A 17056-nucleotide genomic window follows, 5' to 3' on the forward strand; every position below is an offset into this window, starting at 1 on the left:
GGAAGAGTTTTGTTCCCCCAACGACGGACCATTTTTTCGGCAGCCCACCGAAAGTCATGGCCTGTAAAGACTTACGACGGAGTCTGGCCAGGATGCCCGGGGGTTGGATTCTTGCTGAAGAGAACCCGCACGCAACAGTCTCTGTGGTGTTTGGGGTTACCACCCTAATTTTCCTGTCTGGTGGAGGTTTGCGGTTTGTCCAAGGACGCGCGGTCCCGTCTGGCGCAGCTGTCTGAGCAGGAGCGCCGGTCCCTCGTCGACCGGCTCCTGAAGAGCCGGAACACGGCCTCGCCGACAGCGATCCAGCCGCAGCCACGGACGTCCAGCACCTTTCCGCTGTCCTACGCCCAGCAGCGGTACTGGGTCCTCAATCAGATTTTTCCGAACACGACCGGCTTCAACGTCGTCCGCGTGTTCCACGTGCTCGGGCGGCTGGATCGCGCCGCCTTCGACGCCGCACTGGCGGATCTCACGCGCCGCCACGAGGTGCTCAGAACCGTGTTCGAGCTGGATGGCGGCACGCCCGTTCAGCGCATCCAGCCGGCGTTCGATCTGATCCCGGCGTCACGCGACCTTCGCCATCTGTCCGAGACGGAGCGCCTCGGCGAGGTGAAGCGCCTGGCGCACCAGGAAGGGCATCGGCTCTGGGAGCTGGCGTCGGCCCCCGCGGTGCGCGCCGCGCTCTGGCGACTGGCGGACGACGAGCACGCGTTCGTGCTGTCGATGCACCACATCATCTCCGACGGCTGGTCGATGACCACGATGATGAAGGAGCTGTTCGCCTGCTACGACGCCCGCCGCAACGGACGCGAGCCCGCATTGCCCGCGTGTCCGCTGCAGTACGCGGACTACGCGGTGTGGCATCGTCAATGGCTCGAGAGCGAGAGCGCCGCGGCGCAGGTTTCGTTCTGGCGCCGCCGGATGGCGGGCTCGCCGACGCTGCGCCTGCCCGCCTCGGCGGTCGACGCGGCTACCGCCGCGGGGCTGACGCGCCGGGTGATGCTGTCGCCGGAGCTCACGCAGCGGCTGAGGGCGCTGACGCAGTCGCAGGGCGTCACCGCCTACATGGCGCTGCTGGCCGCGTTCACGCTGCTCCTCTCGCGATACACCGGCCAGGACGACGTGGTCGTCGGATCGCCGGTGGCCAGCCGGACGCGCCCCGAGCTGGAGAACGTCGTCGGCTGCTTCATGAACCCGCTGCCGTTCCGCGTCGACCTGAGCGGCGCGCCGACGTTCCGTCAGCTTCTGTCGCGGGTGCGCGACACCGCGGTCGAAGTCTACGCGAACCAGGATGTGCCGTTCGACGCGATCGTGAAGGCGGTTTCCTCGACGCGCGAAACGACCTACCCGCCGCTCTATCAGGCGATGTTCCTGCTGCACAACTTTCCGGCGGAGGCGCGGAAGGGAAGCGCGCCGGGCGCGAATGACGGCCTCAGGGTCACGGCGTGGCCGCTGATGTCGGCGAATCTCGACACCGACGAGGAGACGCGTCTGGTGACGGACCGGATCTTCCCGGTCGCGCTCGAGATGGTCGAGGCCTCGGACCGGATCGTCGGCGCGCTCGAGTACGCGCCCGAGTACGCGGGCGTGCTCTCGGGATTCGCCGCGGATTTCACGGCGCTGCTCGATGCGGTGCTCGCCGCGCCCGATCGTCCCGTCACCGATGTGCTGCGGGTGTCGCCGCAGACGGCGGCGCGAGAGGGCGGGTGGCGCGAGGCGCCTCTCGCTGAAGCGGAGACGGACGTTTCCGACGCATTTCTCGCGCAGGCGGCGCGCACGCCGGACGCCGACGCGGTCATCGCCGGCACCGAGCGTCTGACGTATCGGGAGCTGCTCGATCGCGTGTCCCGGCTCGCGTCGCGGATGCGCGACGTGACCGCTGCGCCGGAGGCGCCGATCGCGATCCTGCTCGACCGCTCGCTGGATGCTGTCGTCGGCCTGCTCGCCGCCCTGCACGCGGGGCGGCCGTACCTGCCGCTCGATCCCGCCTTGCCGGCGGATCGCCTCGGTTACATGCTCGAGCACGCGCGCGCGGCGGCGGTGGTGACGCGCGGCGACGTGCTCGCGGCGCGCGGAATCGACGCCGCGGTCCTCGGCGGACGCACGGTCGTGTACCTGGATCGCGAGCGGGCGGACATCGCCGCGATGCCGGCGGCCGATCGTGCCGCCGTGCACCCCGGGCAGCTCGCGTACGTCCTTTACACGTCGGGATCCACCGGCCGCCCGAAGGGGGTCGCCGTGACGCGGCGCGGGCTGTCGCACTACACGGGCGTGGCGCGCCACCGCTTCGAGCTCGGTCCCGGCGACCGGATGCTTCAGTTCGCCTCGCTCAGCTTCGATACGTCGGCGGAAGAGATTTATCCGACGCTGACGAGTGGCGCGGCGCTCGTGCTGCGCACCGAAGCGATGCTCGCGTCCGTGCCCGCCTTCTTCGGCGCGTGCGCCGACTGGCGGATCACGGTTCTCGATCTGCCGACCGCGTACTGGCACCAGCTCACCGCGCAGATCGGGCGCAGCAACCTGCGGGTCCCCGAGTCGCTGCGGCTCGTCATCCTGGGCGGCGAGAAGGCGCTCGCCGAGCGCGTCCGCGAGTGGCGCGCGGCGGTGGGCGTCCGCCCGCGGCTGCTGAACACCTACGGACCGACGGAGACGACCATCGTCGCCGCCATGTGCGATCTGAGCGCGCTGGCCGAGATCGGTGCCGAGGTGCCGCTCGGGGACGCGATCCCGGGCGCGCAGGCGTACGTGCTCGACGGGCAGTTCCGCCGCGTCCCCGCCAACACCGTCGGCGAGTTGTATCTCGGCGGGGCGGGGCTGGCGCGCGGCTACGTGCACGACGCGGCGATGACCGCCGACCGCTTCGTGCCCGATCCCTTCACCGGCACGCCCGGCGCGCGCCTGTATCGCACCGGCGATCTCGCGCGTGTCGGGGCCGGCGGCGTGCTCGAGTTCGCCGGACGCGCCGACGACCAGGTGAAGCTGCGCGGCTATCGCATCGAGCTCGGCGAGATCGAATCGGTCATCGCCGGCCATGCCGGCGTGCGCGACGCGGTGGTGATCCTGCGCGAGGATCGCGCCGGCGATCCGCGCCTCGTCGCCTACGTCGTTGCCGCCGAACCGTCCGCGACGCTCGCCGGCGACCTGCGGTCGTTCCTGCAGCAGCGCGTCCCCGACTACATGGTCCCCTCGGCGTTCGTCACGCTCGACGCGCTGCCGCGCAGCGTGCAGGGGAAGGTGGTCCGCGCCGAGCTGCCGGCGCCGCCGGCGTCCTCGGCCGACGACAGCGAACGCTACATCGCGCCCGCGAACGACGTGGAGCGCCGCGTGGCGGCGCTCTGGGCGGACGTGCTGCACCGCGAGCGCGTCGGCGTGCTCGACAACTTCTTCGATCTGGGCGGCCATTCGCTGCTCGTCATCCAGTTGCACGCGAAGCTGGCCGAAGCGTTCGGCTCCGATCTCGCGCTCGTCGATCTGTTCCGCTTCCCGACCGTGCAGAGCCAGGCCGCGCGTCTGTCGCAGGGCAGCGAGATCGCCGCGGCGGCGGGCCAGGGCCCGGCCATGACCGCGGTGCTCGATCGCGCGGCCCGGCAGCGGCAGGCGTTCCGCCGCCGTCCCGCGGGCGTGACCGACAAGGTGGCCGGATGACCGGCACCCCCGAACCGGCCGCCGAGGCCGTCGCCATCATCGGCATGGCGGGGCGCTTTCCGCGCGCCCGCAACGTCGACGAGTTCTGGCGCAACCTCCGCGACGGCGTCCTCTGCACGACCACGCTCCGCGACGACGAGCTGATCGCCGCCGGCGTCGATCCGGCGCTCGCCAGGCATCCGCGCTACGTCAAGGTCAAGGGGCTGATCGACGACGTCGAGATGTTCGACGCCGGGCTGTTCGGCTACACGCCGAGCGAGGCGCAGGCGATGGATCCGCAGCAGCGGCTGTTCCTCGAGTGCGGCTGGGCGGCGCTGGAGAACGCCGGCTATCTCGGCGGATCGTTCGACGGATCGATCGGCGTATTCGCCGGATCGAGCCTGAACACCTACCTGCTCTCGAACCTGGCGTCGCATCCGCAGATGCTGCAGTTCGCCGGCGCCGACAAGGACTATCTCGCCACGCGGCTCTCGTACAAGCTGAACCTGCGCGGTCCGAGCGTCAGCGTGCAGACCGCGTGTTCGACGTCGCTCGTCGCGGTGTGCCAGGCGGCGCAGGCGCTGCTGACCTATCAGTGCGACATCGCGCTGGCGGGCGGCGTCTCCGTCGTCGTGCCGGTGCGCACCGGCTACTTCTCGGCCGAAGGGTCGATCCTTGCGCCGGACGGCCGCTGCCGGGCGTTCGACGCCGACGCGCGCGGGACCGTCCCCGGCCAGGGCATCGGCATCGTCGTGCTGAAGCGGCTCTCCGAGGCCCTCGCCGACGGCGACGACATCGCCGCGGTGATTCGCGGCTTCGCGGTGAACAACGACGGCTCGGCCAAGATGGGCTACACCGCGCCGGGCGTGGAAGGTCAGGCGCAGGTCATCGCGCTGGCGCAGGCGCTCGCCGGGATCGACGCCGACACGATCGGCTACGTCGAAACCCACGGCACCGGCACGGAGCTCGGCGATCCGATCGAGATCGCTGCGCTGACGCAGGCGTTCCGCGCCGGGACGACGCGCCGGGGCTACTGCGCGATCGGCTCGCTGAAGCCGAGCGTCGGCCATCTCGACGCCGCCGCCGGCGTCGCCAGCCTGATCAAGGCGGCGCTCGCCGTGCGCGACGGCGTGCTGCCGCCGAGCCTCAATTACCGCGCTCCCAATCCCGCGATCGACTTCGACAGCACGCCGTTCTTCGTCAACACCTCGCTCGCGCCGTGGCCGGCGGGACCCTCGCCGCGCCGCGCCGGCGTGAGCTCGTTCGGGATCGGCGGCACGAACGCCCACGTGGTGCTGGAAGAAGCGCCGCGCGCGGCGGCGTCGTCAGCGGGACGCCAGTGGCAGACGCTCCTGTTGTCGGCGCGCTCCGCCGCGGCGCTGGAGACGCTGAGTCTGCGCCTCGCGGATCATCTCGCCGCCAATCCCGGCGTCGATCTCGCGGACGTCGCCTTCACGCTGCACGGCGGGCGCCGCCGTCTGCCGCACCGCCGGGCCGTGGTGTGCCGCACGATTGACGAAGCGGTCGCCGGGCTGTCGGGGGACGCCGGGGCCCGCGTCCACGGCGCCGTCGCGCCTGACGGCGCGGCCAGCGTCGCCATCACGATCAGCGGCGCCGGCCGTCCCGACGCGGCGTCGATGCAGCAGTTGTACGAGCGCGAGCACGCGGTTCGCGATGCCGTCGACGCATGCCGCCGCACCTGGACGTCCGAGCTTGGTCAGCCCGGCGAATCCGACGCGTTCACGCTGTTCGCGGCGCAGTATGCCGCCGGCATGCTGTGGTTGTCCCTGGGCGTGCCGCCGCTGGCGATCGTCGGCGAGGGCGTGGGGCATCTCGCGGCGCAGTGTCTGGCGGGTCGGATGACGCTGGCCGACGCGCTGCGCGGCGTCGCCGCCGGCGCGGAGACTCCCTCGTCGTGCGAGACGCAGCGTGCCGACCTCGCCGCCAGGGGCAGCGCGTTCCTCGAGATCGAGCCCGGCACGCTGTCGCCCGAGGGCGTGGCCCAGGGAATCGCGACGCTGTGGCTGAACGGCATCGAGATCGACAGCCGCGCGTATTACGCCGGCGAGCGCCGCCGGCGCGTTCCGCTGCCGGAGTATCCCTTCGAGCGCCAGCGGTTCTGGCTCGATCCCAGGCCGGCTGCCGCCGCGGCGCCGCAGACGCGGCGTTCGGTTGCCGGCGTCGACGAATGGTTCTATCAGCCGGTGTGGCGGCGCTCGATCCTGCCCGACGCGCCGTCGCGCGCCGGCAGCGGCGTCACCCTCGTGTTCGCCGACGCGCACCTCGGTCCCGCAATTGCGGCGGCGCTGAACGGACCGGCCGGCGGGCGCGCCGTGATCGTCCGCCCCGACGCGGGCTTCCGCCGCATGGAGGACGGGAGCTTCGGGATCGATCCGGCGTCCGCGCGTGACTACGTCCGGCTCGCCAGTGAGCTCGCCGCGGACGGCCTGCTGCCGTCGCGCATCGTCCATCTGTGGAGTCTGGAGACGCCGGTGGAGAACCACTCCCCGGCCTCGGCGCGGCGCACGCGCGACCTCACGTTCTACAGCCTGCTGTATCTCGCGCAGGCCCTGGCGCGCGAGCGCGGCTTCGATGCGTCGCGCGTGACCGCCTTCACCAGCGGGGCGCAGGGGATTGGCGTCGAGCGGCCGGCCGGACTCGCGCAGGCGGCGATTGCCGGGATCTGCCGGGTCCTACCGCAGGAATATCCCGGCCTGCGCAGCCGAACGATCGATCTTTCGCCGGCGGATCTGCCCGGACTGGCCGCGGATCCCGCGCTGCTGCTGCGCGAGATCGACAGCGATGCCGCCGACGTCGCGGTGGCCTATCGAGCCGGCGTGCGCTGGACCCAGTCGTTCGAGCCGCTGCGCCTGGCCGCGGGACGTCACGCCTCATTGCGTGACCGCGGCGTGTATCTGATCACCGGCGGCCTCGGCAACATCGGTCTGACGATCGCGGAGCATTTCGCCCGCACTGCCGGCGCGCGCCTGGTGCTGACCGCACGGCATCCGCTGCCGCCGCGCGAGGAATGGCCGGCGCGTGCTGCCGGCGACGCCAGCGATCCGATCGTCCGCCGCATTCGCGCGGTGGAGGCGCTCGAGGCGGCCGGCGCCGAAGTCCTGGTCAGCGACGCCGACGTGGCCGACGCGGCGGCGATGCGCCGGCTGCTCGCCGAGATCGACGCGCGCTTCGGCGCGCTGAACGGCGTCGTTCACGCCGCCGGCGCGCTGGGCGGCGACGGCTTCCGCCCCATCCGCGATCTCGACGTCGCAACCTGCGAGCGGCACTTCCTGCCGAAGGTCGACGGCGTGCTGACGCTCGAGTCGGTGCTCGCCGGACGCGCGCTCGACTTCTGCGTCCTCATGTCGTCGCTCTCCGCGCAGCTCGGCGGGGTCGGGTACGCGGCGTATGCCGCCGCCAACGCCTGCCTCGACGCCTTCGCCGCGGGCGACCGCGGTCCGGGCCGCTGGATCAGCGTGAGCTGGGACGGCTGGCACATGGGTCCGGCGACGGCGGGCCGTCCGGGCGTGACCCCGTCCGACGGGATCGACGCGCTGATGCGCGTGCTGGCGGCGGACGGCCTCGACCACGTCGTCGTCTCCGCCGGCGATCTGCAGGAGCGGATCGCGCAGTGGGTGACGCTGAACGACGTGCACGCGCAGGCGTCGGCGCCGGCCGACGTGCCGCGCCATCCGCGTCCGGCGCTGCGGAACGAGTACGTCGCGCCCGCGACCGATCTCGAGCGCCGCATCGCCGCGGTCTGGCGCGACATGCTCGGCATCGAGCCGATTGGCTCGACCGACAACTTCTTCGAGCTGGGCGGCGACTCGCTGCGCGGTCTGCAGGTGACGGCGCGGTTGAACAAGGAGCTGTCGACGGAGCTGTCACCGGTGAGTTTGTACGAAGCGCCGACCGTCGCGGCGCTCGCGTCGTTCATCCAGGACGAAGGCGGCCGCAAGCAGGCCGCGCAACCGGGCCGCGAGCGTGGCGAGCGGCGCCGCGCCGCCGTCGCGCCCCGTCCAGTGGAACCGGCCGAGGGCCGCAAGGAGAGTTCGAGAATGTCCCTGATTCCTTCGCCGGATCGGTCGGCGCGCGGCTTCGCGATCGTCGGCATGGCGGGGCGCTTCCCCGGCGCCGCCGACATCGACACGTTCTGGCAGAACCTCAAGGCCGGCGTCGAGTCGCGCACCATCCTCACCGACGAGGACCTGCTCGCCACCGGCTACAGTCCGGCGGCGCTGCAGAACAAGAAGCTGGTGCGCTCGGCGTTCATCCTCGACGACATCGAGCACTTCGATTCCGGCTTCTTCGGCATCAACCCGCGCGAGGCGGACCTGCTCGATCCGCAGCATCGGCTGTTTCTCGAGTGCGCGTGGCAGGCGATGGAGCACGCCGGCTACGACCCCGAGACCTTCCCCGGCTCGGTCGGCGTCTTCGGCGGCGCGACGCTGGGCAGCTATCTGAACGCGACCATCCTGCGCAATCCCGAGCTGGTGAAGAGCGTCGGGATGCGCGCGGCGATCTTCGGCAGCGTGCCCGACTACATGGTGACGCGCGTCGCCTACAAGCTCAATCTGCGCGGGCCGGCCGTGTTCATCCAGAGCGCCTGCTCGACCTCGCTGGTCGCCGTGCACATGGGCTGCCAGAGCCTGGCCAACCACGAGTGCGACATGGTGCTCGCCGGCGGCGTGTCCGCGCCGGTGCCGCAGCGCAGCGGCTACGTCTACGAAGAAGGCAGCATGATGTCGCCCGACGGCATCTGCCGCACCTTCGACGCCAACGCCCGCGGCACGGTGTTCGGCAGCGGCGTCGGCCTGGTCGTGGTCAAGCGTCTCGAGGACGCGATCGCCGACGGCGACACGATTCACGCGGTCATCAAGGGGGCCGCGGCCAACAACGACGGTTCCCTCAAGGTCGGCTTCACCGCACCCGGCGTCGTCGGCCAGGCGCGCGTCGTCGCCGAGGCGCTCGGCGCCGCGGGGGTCGCGCCGGACACGGTGTCGTACATCGAAGCGCACGGCACCGGGACCGAGCTCGGCGATCCGATCGAGATCGCCGCGCTCACCCGCGCCTACGGCGGCGACAGCCGGCGGCACGCGGTGGCGATCGGCTCCGTCAAGCCGAACATCGGCCACCTCGACGCCGCGGCGGGTGTGAGCAGCCTGATCAAGACGATCATGGCGCTCAAGCACAAGCAGCTCCCGCAGACGATCAACTTCGAGCGCCCGAACCCGAAGATCGATTTCGACAACAGCCCGTTCTACGTCAACACCACGCTGCAGCCGTGGACGGCGGGCGAGGGGGCGCCCCGCCGCGCCGGCGTGAGCAGCTTCGGCTTCGGCGGCACCAACGCCCACGTCATCCTCGAAGAAGCCCCGGCGGCCGAGACCAGCGCCCCGTCGCGCAGCCACCAGCTGCTGGTGCTCTCGGCGCGGACGCCGACGGCGCTCGAGTCCGCGACCGCCAGGCTCGCCGACGAACTGCAGCGCCAGCCGCTGTCCATCGCCGACGCCGCCTACACGCTGGCGGTCGGCCGCCGCCCCTTCGCGCAGCGCCGCGCGGTCGTCTGCGGCGAGCGCGGCGAAGCCGTCGAGCTGATGCAGACCGGCGATCCGCGCCGCGTCTCGACCGCGGCCGTCAGCGCGAAGGATCGGCCCGTCGTGTTCATGTTCCCGGGGCAGGGGGCGCAGCACGTCGACATGGCGCGCGGCATCTACGAGCAGGAACCGCTCTTCCGCGAGCTCGTCGACGAGTGCGCCGACCTCCTCCTTCCCGAGCTCGGCGTCGACATCCGCGAGGTGATCTTCGGCGGGAACGGCGAAGCGGACGCCGATCGCCTGAAGCACACGTCCCTGACGCAGCCGGCGCTGTTCGTGATCGAATACGCGCTCTCGCGGCTGTGGATCTCCTGGGGCATCAAGCCGGCGGCGATGATCGGGCACAGCATCGGCGAGCTGGTTGCCGCCTGCCTCTCCGGCGTGTTCACGCTCGAGAGCGCGCTGAAGCTGGTCGCCGTCCGCGGACGGCTGATGGAAGCGATGCCGCCGGGGACGATGGCGGCGGTGCCGCTGCCCGCGGACCGCGTCAGCGCGTCGCTCGGGCCCGATCTGTGGCTCGCGGCGGTGAACGCGCCGTCGTTGTGCGTGGTCTCGGGTCAGCCGCAGGCGGTCGATCGCTTCATCGAAGCGCGCAGCCGCGAGGGGATCGACTGCCGCCGCCTGCACACCTCGCATGCGTTCCACTCCGGGCTGATGGAAGCGGCCGTCGCCGCCTTCACCGACGCGGTGCGCGCCGCGGAGCCGGCCACGCCGGCGGTGCCGTTCATTTCCAACATCACCGGCACCTGGATCACCGACGCGCAGGCGACCGATCCGGCGTACTGGGGGAAGCACATCCTGCAGCCGGTGCGGTTCTCCGAAGGCATCGCCGAGCTGCTCAACGACCAGACGCGCGTCATGCTGGAAGTCGGTCCGGGAACGACGCTGTCGGGACTCGTGCGGCAGCAGAGCCGCGGCGGCGCGCCGTTGGTGGTGGCGTCGCTGCGCCATCCGAACGATCCGACGCCGGACGTGGTGACGCTGCTCACCGCGCTCGGGCGCCTCTGGTGCGAAGGATCGACGGTCGACTGGGCCGAGTTCTACGGACGCGAGCGCCGCCGCCGCGTGCCGCTGCCGACCTATCCCTTCGAGCGCCAGCGCCACTGGGTCGACCCGGAGCCGTTCTCGCGCCGGAAGTCGATCGAGCGGATCGGCTCGATGATGAGCCAGGACCTGACCGACTGGTTCCACGTCGTGTCGTGGAAGCGGTCCGTCGCGCCCACTCCGGCGATCGACGCGCCGACCACGGCGGGACCCTGCCTGCTGTTCGCCGATGACTCTCCCGTGCAGGCGCGCCTCGCCGCGCGGCTGTCGGCAGGACGCCGCGTCGTGACCGTGCGGCCCGGATCCCGCGTCGAGCGGATCGCGCCGGACACCTATACCGTCTCGCCCGACCGGGCCGGCTACGCGGCGCTCCTCAAGGAACTGCGCGACGGCGGCGCGCCGCCGTCGGTCGTCGTCCATGCCTGGAATCTGACCGGACGCGCCGAACCGGATCCGGACGATGCGCGCGCGGCCGAGCAGCAGCAGCGCGGGTTCTACAGTCTCCTGTATCTCGCGCAGGCGTACGGCGAGCTGGGCGTCACGACGCCGGTCCGGCTCGCGGTGCTGACCGACGGCATCCACGAAGTGACGGGCGGCGAAGCCATCGTCCCCGAGAAGGCGACGGTGATCGGGCCGTGCCGCGTGGTGCCGATGGAATTCACCAACGTCTCCTGCACCCACATCGACCTCGACGCATCCGAGTCCGCGGGTCTGAGCGACGGCGCGCTCGACGTCCTGCTCGCGGACGCGTTGCGGACGACGCGCGACTTCTCGGTGGCGTACCGCCGCGGCCGCCGCTACATGCAGGGCTACGAAGGGGCGCGGCTCGAGGCCGTTCCGGAAGGACCGGCGCCGCGGCTGCGCGAGCGCGGCGTGTATCTCATCACCGGCGGCTTCGGCGGCATCGGCCTCGTGCTGGCGGAGCATCTGGCGGCGACGCTGCAGGCGCGGCTGGTGCTCACCGCGCGCAAGGCGCTGCCGCCGCGCGACCAGTGGGGCAGCTACGTCGCGCAGGCGCCCGCCGGCGACGCGCTGCGCAAGCGCATCGAGGCGGTCCAGCAGCTGGAGCGTCTCGGCGCCGAAGTCCTCGTCGGCGAAGCGGACGCCGCGGACGAAGCGAAGATGCGTGCGGTCGTCGAGGCGGCGAAGGCGCGGTTCGGACGGATCGACGGCGTCGTGCACTCCGCGGGTATCGCCGGCGGCGGCGTGATCCAGTTGAAGAAGCCGGAAGTCGCCGCGGACGTGATCGCGCCGAAGCTGTATGGGGCGCGGATTCTCTCGCGGATCTTCGCCCGCGAGCCGCTCGACTTCATGGTGTATTGCTCGTCGCTGACCGCGGTGGTCGGCGGCGTCGGCCAGGTGGACTACTGCGGCGCCAACGCCTGTCTCGACGCCTTCGCGCGGCAGTTCGCCGCCGAAACCGGCACCTTCAGCGTCGCCATCAACTGGAACGCGTGGCAGGAAGTCGGCATGGCGGTCGACACCAACGTGCCGGCGGATCTGCGTGAGTCGCTCAAGGGAGCGATGCTCGCCGGCGGCATCAGCAACAAGGACGGCATCGACGCCTTCCGCCGGATCCTGGCGCGCAGCAGCGAGCGGCAGGTCGCGATCATGCCGAACGATCTGGGGCTGCTGTTCCAGGCGGCGACGCTGCCGGCCGAGACCAGGCCGCGCGTCGCGGCGGCGGCGTCGGCCGACGCGCCCGCCGCGGCGCCGCAGAAGTCCAGCGGCGGCTCGCGCCATCCCCGGCCGGCGCTGCAGACGCCATACCTCGCGCCGCGCACCCCGGCGGAGGAAAAGATCTGCGCCGTGTGGGAAGACCTGCTCGGCATCGAGCGGGTCGGCGTGAACGACAACTTCTTCGAGCTCGGCGGCCATTCGCTGCTCGCCATCACCGTGATGGGACGGATCAACGCCGTGCTCCAGTCGGACATGCCGGTCGCGCGCCTCTACGACGGGCTCACCGTCGCGTTCCTGGCCGGCGTGGCGGGCGGCGGCGGCGCGGCGCATTCGGCGCCGGCGGTCGAGGAAGGGGATCCGGAAGACGACGAGCGGCGGCGCGATCGGGCGCGGCGGCAGCGAGAGCAGCAGGCACGACGCCGCGGCGCCATGCGGGAGACTTCGAGAACATGAGTGACGAACGCGACGAGACGCTGAGCCACGGCATCGCCATTGTCGGGATGGTGGGCCGGTTCCCGGGCGCGCGCGACCTGGAGACGTTCTGGCGCAACATCTGCGACGGGAAGGAGACGATCTCGTTCTTTGCCGACGAGGAGCTGGATCCGTTCGGCCTGGATCCCGCCGTCCTGCGCCATCCGTCGTACGTGAAAGCGAAGGGGATCATCGACGGGGTCGAGCAGTTCGATCCGGCGTTCTTCGGCTACAGCGGACGCGACGCGCTGCTGATGGATCCGCAGCATCGGCTGTTCCTCGAGTGCTGCTGGGAGGCGCTCGAAACCGCCGGCTACGACCCGCGCGCGGTCAAGGGGCTGATCGGCGTCTACGCCGGCGCGACCCAGAGCTCGTACCAGCCGTACCTCTACGCCCACTACGATCTGCTGCCGAATCCGGACGCGCTCTCGATCGCGATCGCGAACGACCTGCCGTTTCTCACCACGCGCGTGTCGTACAAGCTCGATCTCAAGGGACCGAGCTGTCCGGTCACCACGGCGTGCTCGACCTCACTGGTCGCGATTCACCTCGCCTGCCAGGGGCTGCTCAACGCCGAGTGCGACCTCGCGCTCGCCGGCGGCGCCTCGCTGCGGATTCCGCAGAAGGCCGGCTACTTCTATCAGGAAGAGAGCATCCTCTCGCCCGACGGTCACTGCCGCTCGTTCGACGCCAGGGCGGCGGGGACGGTCTTCAGCAACGGCCTTGGCGTCGTCGCGCTCAAGCGGCTCGACGATGCGCTCGCCGACGGCGACACGATCTATGCGGTGATCCGCGGCTCGGCCATCAACAACGACGGCTCGCGGCGCGCCAGCTTCACCGCGCCGGGCGTCTACGGCCAGAGCCAGGTCATCGCCGACGCGCTGGCGTCGGCCGACGTCTCGGCCGACACGATCGGCTACGTCGAGGCGCACGGCACCGCCACCTCGCTCGGCGACTCGATCGAGATCCAGGCGCTGCAGAAGACGTTCGGCCGCGACACCTCGCGCAAACAGTACTGCGCGATCGGCACCATCAAGTCGAACATCGGTCACCTCGACGCCGCGGCCGGCGTCGCCGGCCTGATCAAGGCCGCGCTGATGCTGCACCACCGTCAGCTGCCGCCGGCGGCGATGTTCGAGCGGCCGAACCCCGATCTGCACCTCGAGGACACGGCGTTCTTCGTCAACACCGCGCTCAAGGCGTGGCAGCCCGAAGCCGAGGCGCCGCGGCGCGCCGGTGTGAGCAGCTTCGGCTTCGGCGGCACGAACGCGCACGTCGTCCTCGAAGAGGCGCCGGAACCCGATCCGACCGACGCCGCCCGCGAGTGGCAGGTGCTGCCGATCTCGGCCGGCAGTGCGGACGGCGTGAACCGCGCGACCGCGAACCTTGCGGGACACCTGCGCCGCCATCCGCGCACCGGCCTGGCGGACGCGGCCTACACGCTGCAGGTCGGCCGGCGCGCCTTCGCGCAGCGCCGCGCCGTCGTCTGCCGATCGACGGAGGAGGCGGCGGCGGCGATGGAGTCGCTCGACGCCAACGCCGTCTTCACCGGCGCGTATGACGGGCCGGGCCGGCAGGTCGTGTTCATGTTCCCCGGGCAGGGCTCGCAGCACGTCGACATGGCCAGGGGCCTCTACGACGCCGAGCCGCTGTTCCGCTCGATCGTCGACGACTGCGCCGCGCAGCTCGTGCCGCACCTCGGCGTGGATCTGCGGACGGTGATGTTCCCCGCCGACGGCGCGACCGCCGCGAACGGCGAGCGCCTGACCCGGACGTCGCTGGCGCAGCCGGCGCTGTTCGTCATCGAGTACGCGCTCGCGAAGCTGTATCTGTCGTGGGGCATCCGCCCCGACGCGATGATCGGCCACAGCGTCGGCGAGTGGGTGGCGGCGTGCCTCGCCGGCGTCCTCGAGCTGACCGACGCGCTGAAGCTGGTCGCGCTGCGCGGGCGGCTGATGGAAGAGATGCCGCGCGGCGTCATGATGATGGTGCCGCTGCCGGAAGCCTCGGTGCGCCCGATGCTCGGCGACGGGCTGTGGCTCGCGGCGCTGAACGCGCCCTCGATGTGCGTGGTCTCCGGTTCGGCGGAGCGCATCGACGCGCTGCACGCGCGGCTGCAGTCCGACGGGATCGACGGACAGCGGCTGCAGACGTCGCACGCGTTCCATTCCGGCATGATGGACGCCGCCGTGCCGCGGTTCGTCGGGGCGGTGCGCCAGGTGCGGCTCACGGCGCCGTCGATTCCGTTCGTCTCGAACGTCTCCGGCGCGCTGATCACCGCCGAGCAGGCGACCGATCCGGCCTATTGGGGGAAACAGATTCGGGAAGCCGTGCGGTTCGCCGACGGCGTCGCCGCGCTGCTCGCCACGCCCGATCGCCTGTTCGTCGAAGTCGGGCCCGGCCAGGCGCTGACCACGCTGGTGCGCCGCCAGGCGGGCGCCGGCGCTCCCGCCCCGGTCGCGTCGCTGCGGCGTCCGCAGGAGCGGGCCGCGGACGCGGCGACCGTGGCGGCGGCGCTCGCGAAGCTGTGGATCGCCGGCGCGCGCATCGACTGGACTGCGTATCACGCGGGCGCGCGGCGGCGGCGCATCCCGCTGCCGACCTACCAGTTCGATCGCCAGCGCTACTGGGTGTCGCGGGCGTCGGCGCCGGCAGCCGCGCCGCGCCCGGCCGCGGCACAGAAGAAGCACGATCGCATTGCCGACGTGTCGCGCTGGTTCTACATTCCGGGCTGGACGCGGGCCGCGTCGGTCCGCCGCGCGGACGTGGATCCGCTCGCCGCGCCGGCGTCGTGGCTGGTGTTCGCCGACGCCGCCGGCGTCGCTGACGCCTGCGTCGCGCGCCTGCGCGCCGCCGGCCATCGCGTCACCGTGGTGCGGGAGGGGACGGCCTTCCGTTCGCTCGCGTCCGGCGAGTGGGCGATCGATCCGTTCTCGCGCCGCGATTACGACGACCTGCTCAAGGCGATCGCCGCCGAGGATGCGGGGTTCGATCGCGTGCTGCACTGCTGGGGCGCCGGCGACGTCGTGCCGCAGGACGCCTCGGCGATCGCGATGCAGCGCGAGCACTACGTGCTCTTCTGGAGCCTCACGCTGCTCACGCAGGCGCTGGCCGACGCCAACGCCGGCACGGTCCGTGTCGTCGTGGTGACCACCGGGGCGCAGGACGTCACCGGCGACGAGCCGCTGCGCGCCGGCAAGGCGACCTCGCTCGGCGTCTGCCGCGTCATCCCGCAGGAGCATCCGAACCTGTCGTGCGTCAGCATCGACCTGGCGTCGGCGGACGCGGCGCTGCAGCCGCGCGCGATCGACGACATCCTGCATGAGGCGTCCACGCCCGGCGCGGATCCGTTCGTCGCCTATCGCGGCGGCCATCGCTGGGTCGAGACGTTCCGCCCGGTCGCGCTGCCGGCGGCCGACGGCGCCGCAGGGCTGCGGCCGCGCGGCGTCTACGCGATCACCGGCGGTCTCGGCGACATCGCGTTGAACTTCGCGGAGTATCTCGCGCGCACGGCACAGGCCCGGCTAGTGCTGATCGCGCGCTCGGTGCCGCCGGACGAATCGGCGTGGGACGCGTATCTCCGCCGCAACCCGAAGGACCTCACGGCGCTGCGCATTCAGCGGCTGCGCCGGATCCAGTCGCTGGGCGGCGACGTGCTGGTACTGAAGGCCGACGTCACCGATCCGGTGTCGCTGAGCGGCGCGTTGGCACAGGCGGAAGCCCGGTTCGGCCCGCTGAACGGCGTCATTCATGCGCCCGGCCTCGTGACCGGCGACGCCTTCCGCACCATCCTCGAGACCGACGACGACATCGTGAAGCGGCAGTTCGAGCCGAAGGTGACGGGCCTGCTCGCGCTCGACGCGGCGCTGGGGCCGCGCGCGCTCGACTTCTGCATGCTGGTGTCGTCGCTGTCGGTGACGCTGGGCGGACTTCGCTACGCCGCCTACGCTTCGGCGAACGCGTTCCTCGACGGGGCGGCGCGCGCGCGCACGCGCACCAGCCCGACTCGCTGGATCACGGTGAACTGGGACGGCTGGATCCGCGCCGAGGAAGAAGCGGCGCTGGCGGCGGCGGGCAAGCCGGTCACTGGGTTCCTGATGACTGGCGCGGAAGGGGCCGATGCGTTCGGGCGCATCCTGGCGCACCACAGCGGCCCGCAGGTCGTGGTTTCGACCGGCGATCTGCAGACGCGCCTCGATCAGTGGGTGAAGATTGCCGCCGCGGCGGCCGCGCCGGAGACGGACGCCTCGGCCGCGCCTGCGGGCGTGAGACTGCCGCGCCCCAACCTGCAGACCGACTTCGTCGCGCCGCGCACCGATCTCGAGAAGCAGCTCGCCGCCATCTGGCAGAACCTGCTCGGGCTGGAGCGCGTGGGGGTGAACGACAGCTTCTTCGAGCTGGGCGGCGATTCGCTGCTCGGCATTCAGCTGACGTCCACCGTGAAGAAGCAGCTGGACGCGAAGATCTCGGCGGTGACGCTGTTCGAGGCGCCGACGATCGCGGCGCTGGCGGCGCTGCTCCAGGCGCAGCAGGCGGAAGCCGCGCCGGCGGCCGCGTTCGACGCGAGCCGCGCCCGCGGCGAGCGGCGGCGGGAGAAGAAACTGCGGGCCGTCGGGTCCGGGGAAGCGCTGGGGGCCTGA

Annotated in this window: 3 protein-coding genes; all 3 read left to right on the plus strand. The window is 71.7% G+C overall.

Features of this window, described 5'->3' with window-relative positions:
• The first annotated feature begins 195 nt into the window (after positions 1-195).
• Genes VFK57_06390 through VFK57_06400 form a run of 3 tightly spaced genes read left to right on the plus strand, consistent with a single transcriptional unit; the run spans position 196 to position 17056 of the window.
• Positions 196-3645: an amino acid adenylation domain-containing protein gene (locus tag VFK57_06390; protein ID HET7695319.1), complete on the plus strand. Its 3450-nt coding sequence runs from the start codon at positions 196-198 to the stop codon at positions 3643-3645.
• Positions 3642-12398: an SDR family NAD(P)-dependent oxidoreductase gene (locus VFK57_06395; GenBank protein HET7695320.1), complete on the plus strand. Its 8757-nt coding sequence runs from the start codon at positions 3642-3644 to the stop codon at positions 12396-12398. The genes VFK57_06390 and VFK57_06395 overlap by 4 nt, the downstream gene beginning before the upstream one ends.
• Positions 12395-17056: an SDR family oxidoreductase gene (locus VFK57_06400; protein HET7695321.1), complete on the plus strand. Its 4662-nt coding sequence runs from the start codon at positions 12395-12397 to the stop codon at positions 17054-17056. The genes VFK57_06395 and VFK57_06400 overlap by 4 nt, the downstream gene beginning before the upstream one ends.

It is taken from the genome of Vicinamibacterales bacterium, from assembly GCA_035699745.1.
In the GTDB taxonomy this organism is placed as follows: domain Bacteria; phylum Acidobacteriota; class Vicinamibacteria; order Vicinamibacterales; family 2-12-FULL-66-21; genus JAICSD01.

Coding starts and splice junctions, on each gene's coding strand:
- VFK57_06395 (HET7695320.1), top strand. CDS start 3,642: ATGACCGGCACCCCCGAACCGGCCGCCGAGGCCGTCGCCATCATCGGC.
- VFK57_06400 (HET7695321.1), top strand. CDS start 12,395: ATGAGTGACGAACGCGACGAGACGCTGAGCCACGGCATCGCCATTGTC.